19 protein-coding genes are annotated in these 22,346 nt (G+C 72.0%); 6 read left to right on the top strand and 13 right to left on the bottom strand.

What is annotated here, in order from left to right; all coding sequences use genetic code 11:
- Positions 1 to 13 precede the first annotated feature (13 nt).
- From IE252_RS01005 to IE252_RS00980, 6 genes are read right to left on the bottom strand one after another with little or no spacing between them, the layout of a single operon-like run.
- Complete coding sequence (locus IE252_RS01005) at positions 14 to 1,300, bottom strand: toll/interleukin-1 receptor domain-containing protein (protein WP_190087286.1); 1,287 nt, start codon at positions 1,298 to 1,300, stop codon at positions 14 to 16.
- Between the two features lie 5 nt (positions 1,301 to 1,305).
- Complete coding sequence (locus IE252_RS01000; RefSeq protein ID WP_190087285.1) at positions 1,306 to 4,191, bottom strand: alpha-amylase family protein; 2,886 nt, start codon at positions 4,189 to 4,191, stop codon at positions 1,306 to 1,308.
- On the bottom strand, positions 4,188 to 5,288 hold the full coding sequence (locus IE252_RS00995; protein ID WP_190087284.1) for a hypothetical protein: 1,101 nt from the start codon (positions 5,286 to 5,288) through the stop codon (positions 4,188 to 4,190). The genes IE252_RS01000 and IE252_RS00995 overlap by 4 nt, the downstream gene beginning before the upstream one ends.
- Positions 5,285 to 6,163 (bottom strand): AAA family ATPase, encoded by an 879-nt coding sequence (locus IE252_RS00990; protein WP_229847810.1) that lies wholly within the window; start codon positions 6,161 to 6,163, stop codon positions 5,285 to 5,287. The genes IE252_RS00995 and IE252_RS00990 overlap by 4 nt, the downstream gene beginning before the upstream one ends.
- Positions 6,164 to 6,218: 55 nt before the next feature.
- Positions 6,219 to 8,429 carry an NACHT domain-containing protein gene (locus IE252_RS00985; RefSeq protein ID WP_190087283.1) on the bottom strand — a complete coding sequence of 737 codons (2,211 nt, stop codon included), beginning with the start codon at positions 8,427 to 8,429 and terminating at the stop codon, positions 6,219 to 6,221.
- Positions 8,429 to 9,322 carry a DUF4231 domain-containing protein gene (locus tag IE252_RS00980; RefSeq protein WP_190087282.1) on the bottom strand — a complete coding sequence of 298 codons (894 nt, stop codon included), beginning with the start codon at positions 9,320 to 9,322 and terminating at the stop codon, positions 8,429 to 8,431. Before IE252_RS00980 ends, IE252_RS00985 begins: the two co-directional genes overlap by 1 nt.
- A 71-nt stretch (positions 9,323 to 9,393) precedes the next feature.
- Between IE252_RS00980 and IE252_RS00975 the strand changes: the two genes are divergently transcribed.
- Positions 9,394 to 10,299 (top strand): SDR family oxidoreductase, encoded by a 906-nt coding sequence (locus IE252_RS00975; RefSeq protein ID WP_190087281.1) that lies wholly within the window; start codon positions 9,394 to 9,396, stop codon positions 10,297 to 10,299.
- 12 nt (positions 10,300 to 10,311) lie between these two features.
- Here IE252_RS00975 and IE252_RS00970 read toward each other — a convergent pair whose 3' ends face one another.
- The 3 genes from IE252_RS00970 to IE252_RS00960 form a co-directional block, all read right to left on the bottom strand.
- Entirely contained in the window at positions 10,312 to 11,148 is an 837-nt protein-coding gene (locus IE252_RS00970; RefSeq protein WP_190087280.1) for an enoyl-CoA hydratase/isomerase family protein, read from the bottom strand.
- A 140-nt stretch (positions 11,149 to 11,288) separates the two neighbouring features.
- Positions 11,289 to 12,029, bottom strand: a complete 741-nt coding sequence (locus IE252_RS00965; RefSeq protein WP_190087279.1) for a PIG-L deacetylase family protein — start codon at positions 12,027 to 12,029, stop codon at positions 11,289 to 11,291.
- A gap of 47 nt (positions 12,030 to 12,076) precedes the next feature.
- Positions 12,077 to 13,390, bottom strand: coding sequence for an alpha/beta fold hydrolase (locus IE252_RS00960; protein WP_190087278.1), 1,314 nt, complete (start codon positions 13,388 to 13,390; stop codon positions 12,077 to 12,079).
- 162 nt (positions 13,391 to 13,552) lie between these two features.
- Here IE252_RS00960 and IE252_RS00955 point away from each other — a divergent pair, with 162 nt between their 5' ends.
- Complete coding sequence (locus IE252_RS00955) at positions 13,553 to 14,716, top strand: ABC transporter ATP-binding protein (protein WP_190087277.1); 1,164 nt, start codon at positions 13,553 to 13,555, stop codon at positions 14,714 to 14,716.
- 238 nt (positions 14,717 to 14,954) lie between these two features.
- Here IE252_RS00955 and IE252_RS00950 read toward each other — a convergent pair whose 3' ends face one another.
- The 3 genes from IE252_RS00950 to IE252_RS00940 all read right to left on the bottom strand — a co-directional run bounded on the left by IE252_RS00950 (position 14,955) and on the right by IE252_RS00940 (position 17,992).
- The gene (locus IE252_RS00950; RefSeq protein WP_190087276.1) at positions 14,955 to 15,986 is read right to left on the bottom strand and encodes a DUF6907 domain-containing protein; all 1,032 of its coding nucleotides are present in this window, start codon (positions 15,984 to 15,986) and stop codon (positions 14,955 to 14,957) included.
- Positions 15,987 to 16,166: 180 nt separating this feature from the next.
- Complete coding sequence (locus IE252_RS00945) at positions 16,167 to 17,036, bottom strand: serine hydrolase (protein WP_190087275.1); 870 nt, start codon at positions 17,034 to 17,036, stop codon at positions 16,167 to 16,169.
- Entirely contained in the window at positions 17,033 to 17,992 is a 960-nt protein-coding gene (locus tag IE252_RS00940; protein ID WP_229847808.1) for a LysR family transcriptional regulator, read from the bottom strand. The genes IE252_RS00945 and IE252_RS00940 overlap by 4 nt, the downstream gene beginning before the upstream one ends.
- A 123-nt stretch (positions 17,993 to 18,115) precedes the next feature.
- Between IE252_RS00940 and IE252_RS00935 the strand changes: the two genes are divergently transcribed.
- The 4 genes from IE252_RS00935 to IE252_RS00920 all read left to right on the top strand — a co-directional run bounded on the left by IE252_RS00935 (position 18,116) and on the right by IE252_RS00920 (position 21,994).
- Entirely contained in the window at positions 18,116 to 19,588 is a 1,473-nt protein-coding gene (locus IE252_RS00935) for a peptidoglycan D,D-transpeptidase FtsI family protein (RefSeq protein WP_190087273.1), read from the top strand.
- Between the two features lie 69 nt (positions 19,589 to 19,657).
- Entirely contained in the window at positions 19,658 to 21,319 is a 1,662-nt protein-coding gene (locus tag IE252_RS00930; RefSeq protein WP_229847806.1) for a D-alanyl-D-alanine carboxypeptidase family protein, read from the top strand.
- A 105-nt stretch (positions 21,320 to 21,424) separates the two neighbouring features.
- Positions 21,425 to 21,781: a PRC-barrel domain-containing protein gene (locus IE252_RS00925; RefSeq protein ID WP_190087272.1), complete on the top strand. Its 357-nt coding sequence runs from the start codon at positions 21,425 to 21,427 to the stop codon at positions 21,779 to 21,781.
- A gap of 42 nt (positions 21,782 to 21,823) precedes the next feature.
- On the top strand, positions 21,824 to 21,994 hold the full coding sequence (locus IE252_RS00920; RefSeq protein ID WP_190087271.1) for a hypothetical protein: 171 nt from the start codon (positions 21,824 to 21,826) through the stop codon (positions 21,992 to 21,994).
- A 30-nt stretch (positions 21,995 to 22,024) separates the two neighbouring features.
- Here IE252_RS00920 and IE252_RS00915 read toward each other — a convergent pair whose 3' ends face one another.
- Positions 22,025 to 22,312: a hypothetical protein gene (locus tag IE252_RS00915; protein WP_190087270.1), complete on the bottom strand. Its 288-nt coding sequence runs from the start codon at positions 22,310 to 22,312 to the stop codon at positions 22,025 to 22,027.
- Positions 22,313 to 22,346: the final 34 nt, after the last annotated feature.

Genomic DNA, 22,346 nt, shown 5'->3' with positions numbered 1-22,346 from the left:
GCAAGGCGGATTGTCAATCGGGCCTGCTCGAAGGGCACTCCCGCGCGGCGGCCAGCTCCTGGAACTCCCAGTGCGTGATCACCATGTCCTGCTCCTGACCCGGCGTCAGCCCCGCGAGGCGGACGGATCCCTTCCACCCCCGTGCGGCGGCCGCCTGCTGGTGGGCGAAGACGAACAGCAGTCGGGGGAACGCGGCGAGCAGCCGGTCGAGGAGGTCGGCGTCCGGCGGCTGGTACAGCACGATCGTGAACGGCCCCGACTCCGCCTCGTGGCGGGCCAGCAGCCGCCGCAGGGTGTCGTCGTCGCACTCGAAGCCGTACCCGATCGAGGCGACCACACAGGCACGCACCTCGGCGACCACGCTCTCGACGAAGCCCGCCCCGTCGTGCCGGGGCGCGGGTTTGCTCATGAGCCAGGGCTTGGGCGTCTCGCTCGCCCGGCGTACGTACATGTCCGCGGTCTCCTTGAGCGTCGCCCCGAGGAGCGCCACCCGGTCGTCACCGCTCTCCACCACCAGACGCAGCTGATCGGCTGCCTCCTTGGGCACCCGGGCGAACGGCACCACGACGTCGACGATCTCCTGCCGGTGCTCCCGCAGCTTCACCTTGGGCAGGAAGTGCGTGACCGCCTTGCGCATCGCGCAGCTGTCCCCGACGTTCTCGACCGGCCGCTCGGTCAGCAGCCCCTGGGCCACGGCGTAGCGCGAGTGGCCGCGCGCGTAGGCGAAGGTGGCGACGCCCAGGATCTCGGCGGTGTGCTCCAGGGCGGCGTCGGAAAGGTCGGAGATACGTCCGACGAGGAAGTCGGTGACCTCCGGATACGGCAGCGCGCCCTGGCGCTCGATCAGCGGCCGCAGCGACGTGGCGATCTTCTTCGGGGGCCGGGTGGGACCGTACTGCGGCCTCCAGTCCACCATGTCGAACCGCCCGAGGTTCAGCTTGCCGAGCCCGCTGTCGGGAAGCTGGCGCCGCCGGACTCCGGGCAGCGTCACCGGCAGGACCACGAAGGCGTCGTCGGTCCCGGCCCGCTCGGCGTCGGCGACGATCGCCTCCACCATCACGTAGTACGAGTCGAGCGCGTGCGGCGACAGCAGGATGATCATGCCGTGGCAGTTCTTGATCTCGGTGAGCACCTTGCCGTACCAGGTGTCGCCGCCGTTCAGGATGCCCTTGTCGACGATCGGTTCGCAGCCCAGGTCGACGAGGTGCGCCTCGAGCGCGAAGAGGTAGGCCCGGCAGTCGCACCCCGACTCGGGGGTGCACTGCGAACTGTGGCTGAGGAAGATCCGGGGACGTGCCATGGCCGCTACTCCCCCGGGCCGGAGGTGTGCGGTATCGGGAGCAGCCGGTACCAGCGGACCGCGCCGGCGTCGACGGTCACGGTGGCGGGGGTGTCGTCCGAGCACGGGGTCACGGTCCCGCCGAACAGGTCGAGCAGCCGTGCGTCGCCCGGGGCGCCCAGGTCGTCCGGGGTGACGTGGATCGCCTCCCGGTTCGCACCAGCGTTGGCGACGCACAGGACGATCTCGTCGCCGTGTCGCCGTACGACTCCGTGCAAGCCAGGGCGCGACAACGGGAGTTCACGGCAGTCACCTCGGGACAGGGCGAGGTGGTCCCGGCGCAGCTCCAGCATTCTTGACACCTCCGGGTCCTGGTTCTGGAGGAGCGACAGGGGAACGATGGGGCATCCGGGCAGGCCGAGCAGCACACGCAGGGCCAACGCCGTTCGCCCGGGTGCGGTCAGGTCGTCGGGCAGCAGATGGCCCCACTGCGCTCCGGACCTGGCCGCGCCCAGCGGCAACTGGGCGTTGACCAGTGCGTTCCTGACCAGTGCGCCTTCCGTCAACCCGATGATCAGTTCCCCCTGCAGAGCCCGCACCACGACATCACAGGCCACGAAGGCGCCGGTGGCGCCGAAGTCGGAGTCCGCGGTGGCGGGGAGCCCGGTGGTGTGCGTACCGATGAGCACCCGGTCGTCGTAGCCGTCCAGCAGGTGGCGCACATCGCGCAGTACGTCCGCGTCGAGGCGGCGGTCGCCGACCAGCCGCAGGCCGTCGACGTCGTGGTCCAGCCACTGGCGCATCGAGTTGAGGATCCGGCCGACCGCGTACACGGCCCGCAGATCCATGTCGACGACGATCCGTACGCCGTGGTGGTGGGCGGACATGAGCAGTGACGCGAACCCTCCGAAGTCCCCCAGGGAGCCGGGAATTTCCTCGCCGGGGATTCCCTCCACGTCGCCGCTGCCGGTCGGGGTGATCGGCCCGACCGTCAGGCACGTGACGCCGACCGCCCGGATGGACTCCATCGCCTCCGCCAGGTCCACGAACGTGACCGGGTCCCGGCCCGCCCGTACCACGGCGATCACCTCGCCCCGGATCCAGCCGGGCACGTCCACCGGGTGAGCCAGGGCTTCGGTGTCCGGTGTGACGACGTACTGACGGCCGTCGTCGGTGGTGAGCTCGACCGGGCCGCCGGTGCCGGAAACGGCCCACTCGCCGCCGGGGAGGGCGAAGACGCGGTCGGCGCAGAAGGCCAGCCGTCGTACGTGAGGTACGGCCGCCCCGTCCACGAGCTCCCAGAGCAGCAGCCTGGAGTCCCCGCCCACGGCGGTGATCCAGCGGCCGTCATCACTCATGGCCAGGGAGGTGATCTGCCAGGGCGCGGCGCCGCAGTCGACCAGTCTCTGGTCGTCGCCGATCACCCGCGCGCAGACCGTTCCATCCGCATGCGCCCAGGCCACGGATACCGCGTCCGCGGTACTGGTAACGGCGGTGACGTCGGGGGCCCCGGCCCCCTCCAGCTCCCAGGGGCCCTCGACCCTCAGCACACCCGATCCGTCGATGAAGGCCGCGCACTCCCCGTCCTGCGACAGCCAGAGCGTCCGAACCGGGGTGGTTTCTGCCCAGCTGACCATATGCCGCCCCCTGTCCAGGAGGAGCTGGCCGTCCCCGATGCCCAGCTGCACGAGTCTCACCGTATGACTCGACGTGAACCGCACGAGGAGCGCCGCGTCCCACTCCCGTTCATGGGAATCCAGCCTCCCCGAGGCCACTTCGTACGTGATCGCCGTTCCCCCCTCGATCCAGGCCAGGAACCGCCCGTCAGCCAACACGCTCAGGGACTTCCGTGGCGGGCCGCCGTCCTCGGCGGGGAGGCGGCCCCTCTCCGTCCCGTCGTCCGCGTACAGCACGATCGTGCCGTCCGCCAGCAGGACGGCGTACCGCGCGCCCTCCCCCACCACACCCGAGGCGACCGCCACCTCGTCGGCGTTCCCGAGGTGCGCGATGCCCTGGGTCGGTTCGCCGTTCGTGGAGAGCCTCTGCACCACGGTGAAGGGGAGGCGGACGCTCTGGTGCTCCTCCAGCTCCAGCCGCACCGGCGCCGACCGGGGCGCGAGCACGCTCGCCACCTCGATGCGGGCCGTCCGCACCCCCGGAGCCGACACCGTACGCACGCCGTCGACGGGCGGGCAGCTGAGCACCAAGCCGTCGGAGCGGGCCACCACCCCCACGGGAATGTCCCGCCGCACAAGCGCCCGCGCCCCCGCCGTCACGCCGGGCGGGCGCGGGAAGTCGTCCACCGGCGGGGCCAGGCCGAGGCGTTCGGAGGAGGCCACCTGGATCCGCCAGGCGTCGTCGTAGCGCCGCACCCCGCTCGGCAGACGCGGCACATAGTGCAGCGCCCAGCGCCCGACCTCGTCGCCCGAATCGCCGATGGCCGTGACCGCGTGCAGGACGCGCCGCAGTTGCTCCTCGATGTACTCGGGGGTCGAGGTGGCCGGGAAGAGGTCGGCCCACAGCAGGTCCTCGAACCAGCGGGCGACCGGCTGCGCGCCCAGATGCGCCTCGACCAACATGTCCCGGACGTCCTGGACGAATGGGCGGGGTCGGAGTGCGAGGCGTCGGCGCAGGACGGCCGCCGCGGCCGGATCCAGCACCAAGGAGTGCTCGCTCGCCGCCTCCACCAGCGGGGAGAACCACAGCTCGGCCTCCAGACCCGCCGCCGAGCGCGGCAGGAAGCGCAGCCGGGCGCGCCGCAGCAGCGGCCGCTCCACCCCGGCCGCGAGCGAGAGGCACTCGGCGAGCCGGACGAGCTGGGGACGGCTGCGCGCGAGCCGCGGGATGTACTCCTCCATCGTGCGGTCGGACCGTGGCGGCAGGTGCGCCTCCGGCGCCTCGGGCTGGGTCACGGGCGCTCCAGCCAGCCCCGCACCCGCGCCGTCGCCCGCTGCGCGTGCCGCAGCGAGACGCGCCGGTCGAGGGGGACGAACGCCACCCTCTTGCGCAGCACGGCCGGATAGTCGCCGCTCTCGTACGGGGTCAGGCAGACGACGGGGCAGCCGGAGTGCGCCACGGCGTGGACGAACGCGCGCCACTCCTGCGGGCCCGCGACGCCCTGCCCGGCGAACGGCGGCCGCATCCGGCCGAGGTCGGAGAAGAGGATCACGGGTGTGCCGGGCGGCGGCGGCCGGTACGGGTCGATGGTGAGCGGGTCCTGGCGCACCACCCCGCGTCCGGGTGCGCCCCGGAACCTCAGCACCTCGACCCGGTCGCGTCCGGCGATGCTGCCGACCAGGTCGCGCAGCCACAGTCCGTCGTCGCGGAACGGCGCCATGCCCGGGCCGTGGTCGAGCAGGAGTTGCGCACCGCGCCGGGTGCTCAGCCGCCGCCGGCGCGGTACGGACCGCAGCGCCTGGCGGCCCGCGACGCCCCGCAGCAGCGCCCGCTGGTCGACCTCCCTGCTTTCGACGGGGGTGGCGACCGCCGCGAACATGATTCCCCGGGCCCAGTCCTTCTTCCAGGGCGGCTCGTGGGCGAGCGGGACGGCGGCGGCCCTGCGCTCCGGCAGCCCGGGTCCCGCTTCCGTGCCGTTCGCCTCGGTGGCCGGGGGCGCGGGTCCGCCGATCGCGGTGAGCGAGAAGTCGACGGGCCGGTGGGCCAGCAGGACCGCCCGCTCCGCGCCGTCGCGGCCGGGAACCTCCTCCTCCGGTCCGGAGCGCTCCGGCCGCTCCGCGCGCGGTCCCCGCTCCGCGGCGATGGCCCGGGGAGGCGGCGCGGGCGTGCTGCGACGCGGCCCGCCGGACGCCCCCTCCAGCCGTACGGCCGTCGGGCGACCGGCACCCGCGACGACGGCCCGTACGGCGTGGCTCTGCGGCGGGGCCGTGGGCGTACGGTTCCCCTGCCCCAGCAGCGCGGCCACGGCGGCGGCGGTGGCCAGGTCCGCGGGCTTCAACTCGGCCATGGCCCGCACCAGATCACCGAGGAAGAGCTCGCCGCGCCCGCTCACCCGGTGGGCTCCGCTCCGTCGCGCCGTTTGCGCAGGGTCACCGCCTCCAGCGCGTCCCACTCGGGCGTACCGGGCACCACGCCGAGCTGCTGGCTGGCCTTGAGCGCGTCCAGGTACTCGGCGGTGCTGGGCCCGGCCGCCGGATCCTCCAGCTTCTTGCGGACGTCGAGGATGTGCTCGGCGACCTTGTCCGCGAGCTCCGGTTCGTACCGCTCGCCGAGGTGCGAGTCCGCGACCTTCAGCAGGTGTTTCTTGGTCGGAGACCGCAGCTCGAAGACGATGCAGCGGCGCAGGAACGGCCGGGGGAGCTCGCGTTCGTCGTTCGTCGTGATCACCACGAAGGGCGCCCGCTCCGGCGGTACGGAGACCGACTGCTCGTCGTCCCACGGCACCGGGAACGACAGCGAACCGAGCGGCCCCAGCAGGCTGTTCGGCAGGTCCGGGTCAGCCTTGTCGATCTCGTCGATGAGGACGACCGACCGCTTGCCGCCGGGAGCCGCGAAGGCCCGCCACAGCGGGCCCTTGGTGTAGTAGTACCCCATGTCGTCGACGAGCTGCTGCGCCTGCGCGTCGTTGAGCCGCTTCAGCGCGTCGAACCGCCACAGCAGGTCCTCCGGCTCGGTGCGGGCCGTGACGACGTGCTCGTAGTACTCCCAGCCCAGGATCCTGGCCACGTTGGGTGCGAGGGTGGACTTGCCGGAGCCCGGCGGGCCGAAGAGGAGGAGGGGGCGCCCCGTCTTGAGGGCGACGTTGACCGCGAGGACGACTTCGTCGTCGTCGAACACGTACACCTCGTCGTCGGCGGCGTACCGCCCGGGATCTGCCGCCGGGCCGCCGCTGCCCTTGGGGTCGAACTCCTTGTCGTACCGCAGCACGCGGCCCTCCCTCGACGGTGCGTCCGCAAGTCATTGTGCACGCCGGCGCGCCCTCTCACCCGTGGACGCCGGAACGCGGTACGAGCTGCACTCCCGGCAGCCCGCTGCGCAGCGCCTCCAGGTCGAACTCCCCTTCGGGCAGCGGGAATCCGAGCACGCGCAGGCGCTCCGCGCGCGCGAGTGCCGCCATCGCGGCGACCCCGGGGTTGGGCGCCACGTCGAGGAAGACCACTCCGGTGCGCTCGAGCGCCGTGAGGTCGCGGAGGGCCGGGCACGCGGTGATCCTTACCGTACGCAGCCGGCGCAGCCCGACGAGTCCGCCGAGGTCCGTCAGGGCCGGGCTGTCCGCGATGACCAGGGTGCGCAGCAGCGGCAGTCGGGCGAGGGCGGCGTTCGGGGACGCGGCGCCGCGCCAGACCACGTGATGGACGGTGCGGGCGAGCCGGTCCAGGTCCCTCGGCAGTTCGGATCCGGAGATCTCCAACGACCGGGGTGCGGAATCCTGTCGGCCCGGCACGGTGGCCCATGACTCGACCCGGACGGCCTCCGGGGCCGGCCGGGCGGCTGCTCGCGGCACCCGGGCGGCGCGCTCTTCGCGGGCCGCGACGAAGCGCCGGACCAGCTCGTGGGCGGCGGCGCTCCCGATCCGCTGCGCGGCGCGCAGCACCATCGCCGCCTCCGGGCCGTCGGGGTCCAGACTCTCGGGCCCCGGCATGAACTCCAGCACCAGCTCCCCCACTTCGGCCAGCGCGTCGGCCTCGGCGGGCGTTCGGGGCGGAACCAGCTGCGCCAGCCGGAACTCGACCCGCTCGCGGACCGAAGGGGCGACCACGGCGGTGTATCCGAGCGCCGCCGCGGCCAGCAGATGGAGTCGCACCCGGTGCTCCGCGTCCCCTTCCGCGCGGTCCAGCAGCCCCTGGAACAGCTCCTCGGCGTCGCGCCGCCGGGCGTGGCTGAACGCCATGAGGACGACGTCCTGCCAGGCCGGTTCATGGGCCCTGGCCACGAGGATGCCGAAGTCCCCCTCCTCGACGGCGGCCTTCGCGGCGAGATACGACTGGAAGGTCCGGTGCTGGAAGCAGAGGTAGCCGGGTGCGGCCAGTCGGAGCAGGCCACTGCGTTCCAGCAGCCGGCCGAGTACCTCCTCGGGCGTCCATCGCCCGACGACGGCGGGAAGGGCCGGCAGCAAGTCGGCGAACAGGGCCACGGCTCTGGCACGCTCGGTCTCGGTCCGGTCGTTGCGGTGCATCCAGTAGGCCAGCCGCTGCAACAGCGCGGTCTGGGCCTCCCGCCCGAGCACGGCCGCCCCGGCTACCGTGATCTCCCGCTCCGCGTCCCGCCGGGTCAGCATCATGTCGAGGACGGCGTCATAGAGCTGCAACCGGGTGTGGGGCAGCAGGCCGCGCCGTTCCTCGTTGACGACGCACAGCAGCGTGCACAGCAGCGGGTTGCTCACCAACTCCCGCAGATCGGGCCGTTCGACGACGGCGGCCAGCAGCGCGTCCCGCCTCGACCCCAGTGCCGCCCTCTCCGCCCGTCCCTCCGTGGCCGCCAAGCTGACCGCGTACCAGCGGGTGATGAGCTCACGAACCTCCTCCGGGCTCAGCGGCCCCAGGTCCAGCGCCCTGAACTCCCATTCGCCCAGCCACGACTCGGGCACGGCGTGAAGCCGTGACGTCACCACGTACGAACAGTCCGGATACGCGGTGCGCAACTCGCCCAGCCATGAGCGGATGCCGGCCCGCTCGGACTCGCCCACCTCGTCGACGCCGTCGACGAGCAGGAGGGCTCGGCCGGAGGCCAGTACGCGCTCCGCCCAGCCCACCGGCTGCTCGTTCGCGATCACCACCCCCGTGGCGGCCAGGAAGTCCGAAGGGCGGGGCAGGCGATCCAGCCGTCCGAGGCTCCGTACCGGCAGGACGAAGGGGATGTGCTCGTGCAGATGGTCGCTCCCGGCCAGCTGGCCCCGCGCCGCCGAGACGGCCATGTGCCACAGCAGGGTCGTCTTCCCGGTGCCCGCCGCACCGCGCAGCAGCGTCCGCCGCCCCCCGGTCAGCGCGCTGCCCGCGGTCACCGCCGTGGGCCACCCGGCCTCGTCGAACGCCCTCAGACCGGTGAACAGGTCGCGCAGCGGCCAGCCGTGCCTCGGCCGCCTTGAGGGGACATCGACGCCGAACACCTCGACCCGGTCGTACCTCTTGGCCACGAACTCCAGGTAGCGGCTTTCGAACGCGCTGTCCGCGGTCGTCGCGGCGATGTCCTCCATCAACCCACCGTCCACCGAATCATCCACGCCTCGTTCTGAATCGAAATCACGTGCTCGCACTCAGCGACGAACGCCTCGGCCGCCTCAGGCGTCACACCCCCCGGCACCCCCTCCCACCGCACCGACAACCGCTCCAACTCCTCAGCCGTACGCATGAATTCGAGCTGCTGGTACGAGTACCGCTGCGCGATGGCATGCGCGGTCAGCGCGACCGACACCGACGCCACCACCGGCACCCACGCGGCGAGGCCGCCGACCGAGAACACGCCCGCCGCCGCGGCCAGTGCGGCGGCCAGGCCGCCGAGGGCCAGCTCCACACGGCCCGCCAGGACGACCTTCCGGCGCATCCATTCGGCCTTGGGCCGGTAGTACGTCTCGATCTGGCGCCGCAGCCGGTGCTCGACGTACGAGTCGAGGTCGGTCACCGGCGGCAGCGGCCTCTGGAGGGCGGTGATCCCGGCGGTGTAGCGGATCAGGTCGCCGCCGTCCGTCCGGTACGCCCGTCCCCGCTCGGCCAGCAGCGCCCCCGCGCCCGCCAGGTCCCGGTAGGGCCCGACCCGCGCCAGGCAGGTGTACACCTCGGCCTTCAGCGCCTCGGACACCGCCCGCACCCGGATCCAGTCGCTGAGCCGGGACGCCCCGCCGCGCTGGGCGAACAGCGGGGCCGCTCCGGCCGCCAGGGCCGCGGCGAAGGCGAGCGCCTTGCCCGCCGCCTCGTTCCGGCCCATCGCCTGGGCGGAACCCGTCCCGAGCACCGCCGCGAGGATGGCGAGCAGCAGCGCCTTGCCGCGCGCCCCCTCCACCGCCTTCTTCAGCCGGTCCGCGCTCCGCGACCAGACGTTCTGCTGGTCCCAGACCGCCGCGATCGCCGATTCGTCCTGAGTCACTGCCACAGAGGGATTTTGACGGCTACTCAGTAGCCGTGTCTGGTGGATTCGAGGTGTCGGCGGTAGGGATGGCCGCCATGACGGACGACACCGCACCACTGCCCGGGCTGCCCGCCCCTCCCCCGCCCGGCGCCCGCGCACTGCCGCCGGGGACGTACGCCGGGACCGTAGTCCTGGTGACCGGCGGCGGCTCCGGCCTCGGCAAGGCGATGGCCGCCGAATTCACCCGCTTGGGAGCGGACTTGGTGATCCTCGGACGCACCGAGGAGCGGCTGAAGGCGGCTCGGGAGGAGCTGGCGGAGCTGAGCGGTGGCCGCGTGGTCGTCGCCGTGTGCGACGTCCGCGAACCGGAGCAGGTCGGCGCGGCCTTCGACCTCGCCGAACGGGAGGTCGGACTCCCCGGCGTGCTCGTCAACAGCGCCGCCGCCAATTTCCCTTCCCCCGCCGAGGACCTGTCCCCCAACGCCTGGCGCGCGGTCGTCGACATCACGCTGACCGGGACCTGGTTCACGACCCGCGAGTTCGGCCGCCGCCATCTCGCGGCCGGGACGCCCGGGTCGGTGATCAACGTGGGGGCGTCGTACGCCTGGACGGGCGGTCCGGGGTACGCCCACTCCGCGGCCGCGAAGGCCGGGGTACGGAACCTCGTGGAGACACTCGCCGTGGAGTGGGGCCCCTACGGCATCCAGGTCAACGGGCTCGTCCCCGGACTCTTCCCACATCCGGACATGCCCGAGGCCATCCGCTCGGGGCTGGAAGATGCGGCGGCGCGCGGCGAACTCGACGCCCGCCAGCCCGCGTTACGGGTGGGCGAGCCCCGTGAGCTCGGCTGGGCGGCGACCTTCCTGGCCTCCCCGTACGCCCGTTTCATCAGCGGCCACACCTTGGTGGTCGACGGCGCGAACTGGCAGCGCCGCACGGTGGTCGCCGCGCCGGTCACTCCCGTACGGGAGCAGCTGGGCCGCGAGCCCTTCCACGGGTGAACCCCAGCGGCCTCACTTGCCCTCGAACCTCGGCGGGCGGCGAGCCGCCTTCGCCGCATAGCCCTCGCGGGCGTCCTCCGAGGTGAGCGTGAGGGCGGCGGCCATGGCCGTACGGTCTAGGGCCTCGGCCAGCCCCGCGTCCGCGAACGCGTCGATGTTCCGCTTGACCGCCCGCACGGCGAGCGGGGCGTTGGCCGCGATCTCGGCGGCCAGCGCCCGCGCCTCCTTCTCCAACTCCGCTTCGGGCACCACCTGTTGGACGAGACCCAGCCGCTCGGCGGTGGGTGCGTCGATGCGGCGGCCGGTGAGGGCCAGGAGCTTCGCCCAGCCCGCGCCCGCGTCCCGGGCGATCCGCAGGTCGCCGCCCGCGTCGACGGCGACCCCGATCCCGGTCTCGGGCAGCGCGAAGACCGCGTCCTCGGCGGCGATCCTGATGTCCGCCATCAGCGCGAGCTCGAAGCCGAAGCCGAGGCAGTAGCCCTGGAGGGCCGCGACCACGGGCTGCGGCAGCCGCGCGAACGCGGCGAAGCGCTCGTGGACCCAGCGGATGCCCTCGGAGTAGCGGTGGGTGCGCTCGGCCGGGGAGCGGCCGGTGATGGCGCCGCCGGGGGCGGTGACGTCGATCCCGGCGCAGAAGGCGCGACCGTCGGCGCGCAGCAGGACGGCGCGGATCGCGTCGTCGAAGCGGATCCGGTCGGCGAGGAGGCCGAGCTGACGGCTGGACTCCCAGCTCCAGCCGTTCAGCTTCTCGGGGTGGCAGAGGGTGAGGACGCCGAGCCCGTCCCCCGTGACCTCGAGGCGCATCCGCTCCTCGCCGTCCGGGATCTCCCGGTCGAGGGTGTCGATCATCACGCCCTCCTGATTCCCTTATGGTGAAAGATAATTGACGGTACGTCAGAATAGCGGCGAGCCGGGCCGAGCAGGGGAAACCCACTCGGCCCGGCCCTTGTCCGTCCCTACCGGAAAACAGCCCTGCCGGAAGAACCGCCCTACCGGGGGAACACCTCGAACGCCACCGCCGGGCGGCCCCCGAAGCGGGCGGACGCGCGCTCGGCGTTGGCGGTGAGGAAGGTGCGGCAGTACGTCTCGGGCTCCTCGTCCGTCAGGCCCTCGATGTAACTGCGGTGCTCCATCAGCGAGTCCACCGACCGTTCGAGCCCGGCGGTCGCGTCGACCGCGTGGGTCGGGGAGTCGGAACCGGCCACGGCCACCCACCGCACGCCGTTCCAGGGCTGGAGGCCCTGCTCGATGAGCTCGGGGAAGATCCACCGGTTCCCGGCGTCACCGGCGGCGTCGAGCGTGGCCCGGCCGACGGCCCGGTGGTCGGGGGTGTTCCAGACGACGCCGCCCCAGGTGTCGCGGTGGTTGAGCGTGATGACCAGCTCGGGCCGGTGCCTGCGGATGGCGGCCGCGATGTCCCGGCGCAGGTCGGTCCCGTACTCGATCACACCGTCCTTGTGGTCCAGGAACTCCACCGCCGAGACGCCGACGACGGCCGCGCTCGCCCGCTGCTCCTGCTCGCGCAGCGGCCCGCACTTGGCGGGCTCGATGCCGTCGATGCCCGCCTCGCCGCGGCTGGCGAGCAGATACGTGACCTCACGGCCCGCGTCGGTCCATCCGGCGATCGCGGCGGCGCATCCGTACTCCAGGTCGTCCGGGTGGGCGACGACCGCGAGGGCCCGCTGCCAGTCGTCGGGCATCTCTTCCAACTGTTCCAACTGCTCTGTCATAGCCGCAGCTTACGAGCCCCGGCGGAGGCCGCCGCGCCGCCTCCCGGCTACAACTCGCCCCGTACGAGGGCGAGCAGCCGGTCGAGTACGCGCTCGCCACTCGCCCGTACGCCGTCGTGCTCGTACTCGTCGGTGACCCAGGTGCGCAGACCCCGCACGGCCCGGGCGGTGGCCAGGGAGTGGGCGGTGTCGACGTACATGTCGTCGTGGTAGACGGCGGCCGCCACGGGCACCTCGTTGGCGGCGAGCGCGGCCGGGTCGTACAGCGGGGTCCAGTCGGTGCGGGCGGCCAGCAGATCGGCGGTCTCGCGCAGCCGGCGCAGCGCGGGGTCGGTCTCGAAGTGCCAGGGGTGGACGGATTCGCCCGTGAAGAGGACGGGGCCGTCTCCGGCGAGGGCCTTCTCGGCGGAGAACCGGGGGAACTCCGCGCGGACCCGGTCGGCGGACCAGGCGGTGGGGCGGGCGTCCTGGGCGTAGATCGCCTCGTGGAGGACGGCGTAGAGGGGGTGGGCGGCGTACGAGAGGGCCGTGTGCACGCCTTCCTGGAAGGCGTCGGAGAGCGCGGGGCCCGCGGCCGTGCGCACGAAGGCGTCTTCGAGGAGGTAGTGCAGCTGGTGGGCGCCGTCGCCACCGCCCAGGAGGATGCCGAGCGACTGGAAGGCCGCCGGGGTCAGTACGTATCCGCTGGTCAGGGTGGTGCGTTCGGTGGCCAGGTGCTCGGTGACGCGGCGCACCCGCTCGACGTCCTGCGGATAGCGGGCGTAGTACGCGGCGTTCTTGCGCTCGATGCGGGGGTAGGCGGCCCGGTACACGTCGTCCGCGTGGGCGTCGAGCGAGGGCAGGCCGCCGGTGATCAGGACGGCGTCGAGGCCTTCGGGGGCGGTGGAGAGGTAGTGGGTGGCGCAGAAGCCGCCGAAGCTCTGGCCGAGGACCGTCCAGGGCGCGCCGCCGGTGAGCCGCCGGCGGATCAGCTCGCAGTCCTTGACGATGGAGTCGGCACGGAAGTGGGCGAGGTAGTCGGCCTGTTCGCGGGGGCCGCCGCGCAGCGGGAGGGTCTGGCGGTTGGCCGGGGTGGACAGGCCGGTGCCGCGCTGGTCGAGCAGGAGCACCCGGAAGTCGCACAAGGCGCGCCCGAGCCAGGCCTGCCGCCCGATGAACCGCCGCGCGCCGAAGCCGGGGCCGCCCTCCAGGTAGAGCAGCCAGGGCAGCCGCTCCCTGTCGGCGGCGCGGCTCGCGGCGACGACCTCGCGCGCGTAGAGCTCGATCTGCTCGCCGTCGGGGCGGGCGTGGTCGAGCGGTACGACGAACCGGTGGTCGACGAGGACGGTTCCGGGCTGGCGGTAGGCGGGCGCGGTGGTCAAGGGTGCGGGCTCCTGCTCTCGGTCGTACGTCCGGTTCGGCCCAGTGGATCACACCGGCCGCTGCGCGCACTCCCCCGCCCGCTGCCATCCGGCCGACCGGGAGCGCACTCCCGTGGCGGCGGTCCGTGTGCGTACGGCCACGGCGGCTCCTAGCGTGGATCCATGATCAGGTTCGAGCGGGTCAGCAAGGTGTATCCGGACGGTACGAGCGCCGTCGACGGGCTGTCCTTCGAGGTGGCCGAGGGGGAGCTGGTCACCCTGGTCGGCCCTTCGGGCTGCGGCAAGACCACGACGATGATGATGGTGAACCGGCTGATCGAGCCGACGTCGGGCCGGATCCTGGTGGACGGCGAGGACATCGCGTCGGTCGACCCCGTGAAACTGCGCCGCCGGATCGGTTACGTGATCCAGCAGGTGGGCCTGTTCCCGCACCGCACGGTCCTGGACAACACGGCGACGGTTCCGGCGCTGGTCGGCTGGAAGCGGGCGAAGGCGCGGGCGCGGGCGGCCGAGCTCCTGGACCTGGTGGGCCTCGACCCGAAGACGTTCGGCTCCCGCTATCCGGCGCAGCTCTCGGGCGGCCAGCGCCAGCGCGTCGGGGTCGCGCGGGCGCTGGCGGCGGATCCGCCGGTGCTGCTCATGGACGAGCCGTTCGGGGCGGTGGACCCGGTGGTGCGCGAGCGGCTCCAGAACGAGTTCCTGAGCCTCCAGGCGACCGTGCGCAAGACCGTCCTGCTGGTCACGCACGACATCGAGGAGGCGGTGCGGATGGGCGACCGGATGGCGGTGTACGGGCAGGGCCGCATCGAACAGTTCGACACCCCGGCGGCGGTCCTGGGCGCCCCGGCGACCCCGTACGTCGCCCAGTTCGTGGGCGCGGACCGGGGGCTGAAGCGGCTGTCGGTCACCACGGTCGAGGAGGCCGACCTGGAGCAGCCGCCGCTGGCCCGCCTCGACGAGCCCGCCGACGCCGCGGCCGCGCGGCTGCGCGAGGCGGAGGCGCGCTGGGCGGTCGTGCTCAACGCGTCGGGCGAGCTGCACGGCTGGGTCTCCACGGACGAGCTGTCCCTGGCGGGCACCCCGGCCACGGTGGCGGACCTGGCCCGCCGCATGGAGGCGTGGGTCCCGCTGGGAGCGCCGCTGAAGCAGGCGTTCAGCGAGATGCTCCAGTACGACGCGGGCTGGGTGGCGGTCCTGGACGGCTCCCACTTCGCGGGCGTCCTCACCCCGGCGAAGCTCCACGAGGCGCTGCGGCGGTCGGTGGACGCGGATGCGCAGGGGGTGGGGCGGGGGGAGGTGGAGTTCGACTCTGTGGCGGATGCGTAGAGGGGTTTTTCGGGCGGTCGTCGTCAGCGGCGGCCCGCGAGGTGGCGCTGCAACTGGATGTGGCGGAACTGGTAGACCGTACCGGCCTGGCGCAGCACACCGCGACGGCGAGGCCGAGCCCCGTCTCCAGGCGGCGCCGCCGCATCAGCGGCGCGGCGACCAGCCCGAACGAGGCGCCGAACAGCCGCTGACCAGCATCTGATTTCTCGCTGGCCAGCGGCATCATCTCGCGCCTCAGCTAGGCGGCCGACCGATTCTCCGGCCAGGTCGGCATGGGTGCTTCACCCACCGTGTGCGCTGCGGTGTCGCCGCGCACGGTGAACTCCTCCTGACTTTCGTGGATTTCCGCGAGGAGGCTCTTGACCAAGCCCTCAAGGCATGGGCCGGCGATTCCCTTCGGCACAGTCACCCAGACGGGTCCACCCTGTCGTGTGTCGCCGACGGCGTGCTCGAGGAAACGGGTCGCGCTGCCCTCGTGTTCGACGAGCCGGACACCGCAGTAGTCCACGAGCTCCCGCAGCGAGGGTACGGCCTGCGGCTGAGCGTATTCGCGACCCTCTGCGATGAACTCGTTGAGTTGCGACCGGAGTTGATCCGCCTCCTCGAAGGTGAGAGAGGCGTGACGCCAGTTCGCCGAGCTGCCGACCGTGAGGTCGAGTTGAGGCATCGCCGCGTGCGGCATGTGCTCCATGTGGAGTTCGAGCGACACCGCCTCCAGCCCTCGGCTTGTCCGCACAGGCCTCTGGAGCCCAAGCTCCAGGCTGAACTCGTGTGCTGCGTGGAAGTGATCCACCAGGAGCCCGGTCAGAGTGTGCGGGTCCGCGTCCCGGTACTGGCACCAGGGAGGGCAGGGAGCGACGAGTTCGAGCGGATGGGTCGGCGATTCGACGAAATCGAGGCTTTCCTCCGCACCGCCGACCACGACCGTGTCGTACCGGTGCTGAAGGCCCCGCAGCCGCAGCGCGAAGTCTTCAAGGCCGAAGATGAGTGCTTCCAGGGCCTGGCTGTCCCATTCCGCCGAGCCCACAGAATCCGAGAGCCAGAGCCTGGGCGGATCGCCGCGCAGCTCCTCGTCGTGCCCGAGGACGATCCGTACCGAAAGCAGAGGAGTTTTAGCGGCCGGAAGCCTCCCCTGCGGCAAGGCCAGTTCGACCGGGGCCCCGGCGTGGCTCCCGGTGGCTTCGATGTGCGCTTCGCGCGCGCACCACGAGGGGCACTCGGACTCCGAGTTCGCGCGCCGAGGCAGAGGCAGGACATTGGTGGGGGACATTGTCTCTCCTTCACGTGGGGGTGTCTTCCTGCTCAGCAGTCTTGCTCCGACCGCCCACCCTCAGGACGTAAACTCCCAAACCGGGCATGTGCCCCGTGCAACACAGCCAGGCTGCAGCCCCTCCGAGATCACTCCCTCGGCGCTACAGCCGCCACCGATGCACGTCGGCCCGGACGGCGACTACGCCCCCCGCAGCGCCTCCACCGCGATCCGCGCCGTCGTTCCGATGACCGCGTCCGCCGGGGGCAGCGTCGCCGCCGTGCTGGCGGCGCGGGTGAAGACCGCGACGGCGTAGCGGCCGCCGTCGGGGTATTCGATGACGCCGACCTCGTTGCGCAGGGTCGGCAGGCTGCCCGTCTTGCCCGCCACGTGGACGTCGTCGAAGGGGAAGCCGGAGGCCATCCGGTGGGGCCAGACCTGGAGGCCCAGGAGGCGGCGGATCGCGGCGCCGTGTTCGGGGGTGCACGCCTCGTCCCGCCATACGGCGCTCAGCAGGCGGGTCATGTCGCGGGGCGTGCTGCGGTTGGTGCGGGCGGGGTCCAGCGCGCGCAGGCGGGCGATGACGTACGGGTCGGCGAGCGCCTGGGCGCCGCCGGGACCCGCGTCCTCCTTGATGGTGGCGAGGAGTTCGCGGAAGGTGTGGACGGCATACGTGTGCGCGAGGCCTAGCCGGGCCGTGGTGGCGTTGACCGCGTCGAGGCCGATGCGGCCCAGGAGGAGTTCGGCGGCCGTGTTGTCGCTGACCGCCATCATCAGGTACGCGGCGTCGCGCAGTGACATGCGTACGGGGTCCAGCATGGCCGCGACTCCGGTGGGGCCCAACTCCCGGCCGGACAGGGGGACTTCCAGCTGTTCCGTCAGGTCCAACCGCCCCGCCGCCGCCTGTTCGTGGAGCGCGACCAGCACGCAGAGTTTGTGCACGCTCGCCGTGACCACCGCGTGGTCGCCGCCCGTGCCGATCTCGGCACCCGAGTCGATGTCGAGCGCGTGCAGCCAGCCGGTCACCCCGGCTTCGTCGAAGGCCTCGCGGATGCGGGCGGCGGCGGTCACAGCCAGTACTCCGCGGCCGGGCGCAGATGGAGCGGGCGCGGGGGCAGTTCGGTGCTCACGGCCGAAGTCTCCCGCAACGCGCGCGTGGCCGCCTCGGCGAAGGTACTCACCGCCGTGTCGCTGCGCCCGCGCGGCCACGCGACCGAGAGCCGCCAGGACAGCGGCGCCCCGGCGAGCGGCCGCCAGACGAGGTCCGGGTCGCGGTCGGCGGTGTGGGCGTCCCTAGGGCTCAGGGCGACGGCGTGCGCCGAGAGGATCAGACCGCGGATGAAGCTGGCGCCCTGGCCGTGCCGTACGGCCGCGGGCGTGTAGCCGTTGCGCGCACACGTGGTCAGGACGTCGTCGTGGAGCGCGGGCGCGGCGGCGCGGTGGAACAGGATCAGGTCGTACGGGGAGAGGGCGGCCAGCGGCACCGCGTCGAGCTCCGCCTCCGGGGCGTCGCGTGGCAGCAGGACGCCCACCTCGCGGCGGAGCACCGGGCCCAGTTCGAGGCCGGAGACGTCGCAGGGGTGGTGGATGAGCCCGGCGTCCAGGTCGTGCGAGGCGAACTGGGCCAGTTGCTGAGTGGTGGTCAGCTCACGCAGTTCCAGCTCCACACCGGGGTGGAGCCGGGCGAAGTCCGCCAGGATCGCGGCGACGGTCTCGCCCGCGATGTCCGGCGGCAGCGCGGCGCGCAGCAGCCCGCTCTCGCCGTCCCGGATGCGGCGCGCGGTGGCCATCAGCGCCTCGGAGCGGGCGAGCAGCTCACGCGCCTCCTCCAGGAGCAGCGTCCCGGCCTTGGTGATCGTCACTTGTCGACTGGTGCGCTCGAAGAGCCGCACCCCGAGCTCGCGCTCCAGGCGCTGGATGCGCTGCGAAAGGGGCGGCTGAGCCACACCGAGCCGCTCCGCGGCCCGACCGAAATGTGACTCTTCTGCAACAGCCGCGAAGCACTCCAGATGCCGAATCAAGTCCACGACCAGCGACGATATCGCAATTTTATCGATCTGGGACTGATAGTGAACTTGGACATACGGCACAGACTGCTGATCTCCTCCTCCCATGCCCACCGCCGAACCCACGACGCCCGACGGAGAGTGATGAACCGGCCACTGCGACGCATAGCCGTCTTCTGCGGGGCGCTGACGCTCGCCCTGCTCGTACGGGCGACCTGGGTGCAGTTCGCGCAGCGCGACACCCTCGCCAACCACCCGAACAACCAGCGGGTGCGGATCGACACCTTCGCCCAGCCGCGCGGCAACATCATCGTGGGCGGCGCCCCGATCACCGCCTCCGTGGAGACGCCGGGCTCCGACCTCAAGTACAAGCGCGTCTACAAGGACGGCCCGATGTACGCACCGGTCACCGGCTACCTCTCCCAGGCGCAGGGTGCCACCTTCCTCGAAGGCGTCCACGGCGATGTGCTCAGCGGCAAGGACAGCCGACTGCTCGCCGGACCGCTCGACACGCTGACCGGCGTCAAACCGCGCGGCGGCGACGTCATCACCACCATCGACCCGAAGGCGCAGAAGGCCGCGTACAAGGGGCTCACCGACCTCGACGCGAAGGGCGCGGTGGTCGCGCTCGACCCGCGTACCGGCCGGATCCTCGCCATGGCGAGCACGCCCTCGTACGACCCCTCGGTCTTCGCGGGCATCTCGCGCAAGGAGGGCGAGGTGTTCAAGAAGCTGGACCAGGACAAGTCCAAGCCGCTGAACAACCGGGCGATCCGCGAGATCTACCCGCCCGGCTCCACCTTCAAGATCCTCACGGCGGCGGCCGCCCTGGAGCACGGCACGGTCACCGACATCAACGCGCCTTCGGGCGCCCCGGCCCCGTATCCGCTGCCGCAGAGCACGAAGAAGATCGGCAACGTCGTCCCCAACTCCCAGTGCGACAAGGTCTCGATGAAGACCGGCCTCCAGTGGTCCTGCAACAACGTCTTCCTCGACGCCGCGCTGAAGACCGGCAAGGACAAGATGCGCGAGACGGCGGAGAAGTTCGGCTTCAACAAGGAGCAGTTCACTCCCGTACGCACGGTGGCGAGCGGCTACCCCGAGAAGCTGGACAAGCCGCAGACCGCGCTGACCGGCATGGGCCAGGGCAGCCTCACCAGCACCCCGCTGCAGATGGCCATGGTCACGGCCGGGCTCGCCAACAACGGCAAGGTGATGAAGCCGTACATGGTCGAGGAGCTGCGCGGCCCCGACCTGTCACCGCTCGCGAAGACCCGGCCGGAGGTGCTGAACCAGGCCGTCTCCGAGGCCACCGCGAAGAAGGTGCAGGAAATGATGGAGTACACGGTGACCGACGGCTCCGGCAGCAAGGTGAAGATCGACGGCGTGACCGTCGGCGGCAAGCCCGGCACCGCGCAGCACGGCGCCGATGTGCGCGACGAGCGCCCGTACGCCTGGTTCGTGTCGTACGCCAAGCAGAGCGACGGCACTTCACCGGTCGCGGTGGCGGTGCTCGTCGACCCCGAGGACATGGACATCTCGCGCGACGCCATCGCGGGCGGGCGCCTTGGTGCGCCGATCGCGAAGGCGGTCATGCAGGCGGTGCTGAAGAAGTAGCGCCGACAGGTGGCGGCGGTGGCACGGGTGGTGCCACGACGGTTTCAGATCGGACAGGGAAAGAGAGCAGTGGCGGACCAGTCCCCCGACGAGGGCAGCAAGCGGAAGATCGACGCGGAGGCGGCGAGCGAGGCGGAGGAGAAAGACACGACGGAGGAGGCTAGTGGGACGGAGGAGACGGTCGGCTCGGCCAGCTCCGGCGGCACCCCCGAGACCGCCGATACCCCCGACGCTCCCGGCACCCCCGACGCGCCCCCCGAATCCGACTCCGAGCGCACCAGCGAGTTCGTGGCGCTGAAGCCGGTCGACGTACCGGCCCTGAAGCCGCCGCGCCCGGTGACGGCCGGTCCCGCGCTCGGCGCCCGGCCCAAGGACGAGCCGACCGAATCACCCACCCCTGACGCCGAGGAGCCCGCACCGGCCCTCCCGCCCCTGGACCTCCTCGCGGAGCTCACCAACACACCCAAACCGCCGGAGACCCCGGCTCGTACGATCACGCGCCGCTTCAAGATCTGGGTGCCGATCGTCCTCCTCCTGGCCCTGGTCTTCGTGATCGTCCAGGCGGTCCGCCCCCTGCCGGCGCCGTCCCTGAAGCTGGGCGCCGACACGGCCTCGTACACCTTCGACGGGCGTTTCAGCCTCCCGTGGCCCGCGAAGGGCCAGGGCGCCGTGCAGGTCCAGGGCTCGGGGAGCCTCGGCACGTTCGGGGAGCAGAAGCCGGTGCCGACGGCGAGTGTCGCCAAGGTGATGACGGCGTACGTGCTCCTCAAGGACCATCCGCTCAAGAAGGACGAGGCGGGGCCGACGATCGAGGTCGACGAGAAGGCCGTACGGGAGGGGGAGGCCAAGGACGAGTCGCGCATCGAGGGTCTGACGGCCGGGGCGAAGTTCAGTCAGCAGGACATGCTGAAGATGCTGATGATCCCGTCGGGCAACAACATCGCCCGGCTGCTGGCGCGTTGGGACACGGGGAGCGGCGACGAGACGGCGTTCGTGGCGAAGATGAACGAGGCCGCCAAGGCGCTCGGCATGAACGACACCACGTACACCGATCCCAGCGGTCTTGACGCGAAGACCGTGAGCACCGCCGTCGACCAGCTGAAGCTCGCCGAGGCGGTGATGAGGTTCGACGCCTTCCGGCCGATCGTGGCGCTGCCGAACGCGACGATCAAGGGTCTGCCCCAGCCGATCAACAACAACAACGACAACCTGCTGCTCGCCGGGCTGAGCATCAAGGGGATCAAGACGGGATCCAACACGGCGGCGGGCGGCGCGCTGATGTGGGCCGCGTACAAGACGGTCGGCGACCGGACGCCGCTGATCCTCGGCACGATGCTGGACCAGCGCGTCGACGGCCCGGACCCCAACGGCGGCAACAGCCTCACCCTGGTGAAGGAGAACAGCAAGAAGGTCATCGCGGCGGTGCGCGACGCCCTGACCTCCGTGGTCGCGGTGCGGAAGGGCCAGGTGGTCGGGTACGTGGACGACGGGCTCGGCGGCCGTACGCCGCTGGTCGCCACCAGGGACCTGAAGGCGATCGGCGTACCGGGCCAGCGGCTGCCCCTGCGGCTCACGGATTCGGGCAAGCCGGTGCCGCACGCGGCCGGGGCCGGTGCGGTGGTGGCCACGCTGACGATCGGCACCGGTCCCGACGCCCCGACCGTCCCGGTGGCGCTCCAGAAGGATCTCCGCGAGCCGTCCTTCGGGTCGAAGGTGACGCGGCTCGGGTGACTTCGGGGGCCGGTGGGCGTGGCGACCGTGGTGGTCGTACGCGATCGGGGGCAGGCTGGAGGGGCGGGGGCCTGCCGATCCGGGTCCCGACCGGAGGGAACGACCATGATCACCTCAGCCGATGTCCGTGAGTGGCGCAACCAGGACGTGGTCGACCCGAAGGGGCGCAGGATCGGGGTGCTGGAGGCGGTGTACGTGGACACGAGCAGCGACGAACCGGCGATGGCCACCGTCCTGACCGGTCTGCCGACCCGGCGCCGCCTGGTCTTCGTCCCGCTCGGCGAGGCGGTCCTCGGTCCGCACTACGTCAAGGTCCCGTACGCCCGGTCGATGGTCCGCCAGGCCCCCTCCATCGGAACGGACGACGTGCTGCCCGCCGACCAGGAGGAGGCGATCTTCCAGTACTACGAGCTGGAGTACCGGCCGGGCGCGGCGGGCGAGCGCCGGCTCGCCCGCCCGTGACCGCGCCGACCGCCGCCCACGTACGAAGGAGATGGCCACACCATGGCGCTGTTCCTGTTCCTCATCCTCGTGGCCGTCGTCCTGGGACTGATCGGCGCGGTCGCGGACGGCCTGGGCTATCTGCTGGCCATCGGTGTCATCGTGCTGGTGGCCGACATCGCCTTCTTCACCTTGCGGTGGTCCCGGCGCGGCCGTCGGCGGCCGCTGCGGTGAGGCGCCCGCTGCGGTGCACTCGCTGCGGTGCTACGAGCGGTTGACGCGCCCCGCGACCGCGTGGCCGATCATCAGGTAGACCACTGCGGGCAGGCCGTAATTGAGGATCGTGCGCCAGTCGTCGGACTGGACGTCGAACATGTCGCGCGACCAGCCCGAGAGCCAGTTCGCCGCGTGGTGGACCCATGACACCAGGTCGTTCGCGGTGTTGGCGTCCAAGAGGAAGAAGGCGATCCACAGGATCAGGATCACCGCCGTGACATCCGCGATGATCAGGATGATCGTCGCGGCCGGGTTTCCGCCATAGCGTCTGGACATGCCGACCGGGTTGCCGTGACAGGGAAGTTGAAAC

It is taken from the genome of Streptomyces melanogenes (assembly GCF_014649795.1).
Taxonomy (GTDB): Bacteria; Actinomycetota; Actinomycetes; order Streptomycetales; family Streptomycetaceae; genus Streptomyces; species Streptomyces noboritoensis.
This window is presented reverse-complemented; position numbering and strand designations above follow the sequence as displayed.

Excerpts from the sequence above, each read along its gene's own strand:
- IE252_RS01005 (WP_190087286.1), bottom strand. The coding sequence starts at position 1,300 with ATGGCACGTCCCCGGATCTTCCTCAGCCACAGTTCGCAGTGCACCCCC.
- IE252_RS00955 (WP_190087277.1), top strand. The coding sequence starts at position 13,553 with ATGATCAGGTTCGAGCGGGTCAGCAAGGTGTATCCGGACGGTACGAGC.
- IE252_RS00950 (WP_190087276.1), bottom strand. The coding sequence starts at position 15,986 with ATGTCCCCCACCAATGTCCTGCCTCTGCCTCGGCGCGCGAACTCGGAG.
- IE252_RS00925 (WP_190087272.1), top strand. The coding sequence starts at position 21,425 with ATGATCACCTCAGCCGATGTCCGTGAGTGGCGCAACCAGGACGTGGTC.
- IE252_RS00920 (WP_190087271.1), top strand. The coding sequence starts at position 21,824 with ATGGCGCTGTTCCTGTTCCTCATCCTCGTGGCCGTCGTCCTGGGACTG.
- IE252_RS00970 (WP_190087280.1), bottom strand. The coding sequence starts at position 11,148 with ATGATCGACACCCTCGACCGGGAGATCCCGGACGGCGAGGAGCGGATG.
- IE252_RS00915 (WP_190087270.1), bottom strand. The coding sequence starts at position 22,312 with ATGTCCAGACGCTATGGCGGAAACCCGGCCGCGACGATCATCCTGATC.
- IE252_RS00985 (WP_190087283.1), bottom strand. The coding sequence starts at position 8,429 with ATGGAGGACATCGCCGCGACGACCGCGGACAGCGCGTTCGAAAGCCGC.
- IE252_RS00965 (WP_190087279.1), bottom strand. The coding sequence starts at position 12,029 with ATGACAGAGCAGTTGGAACAGTTGGAAGAGATGCCCGACGACTGGCAG.
- IE252_RS00975 (WP_190087281.1), top strand. The coding sequence starts at position 9,394 with ATGACGGACGACACCGCACCACTGCCCGGGCTGCCCGCCCCTCCCCCG.
- IE252_RS00935 (WP_190087273.1), top strand. The coding sequence starts at position 18,116 with ATGAACCGGCCACTGCGACGCATAGCCGTCTTCTGCGGGGCGCTGACG.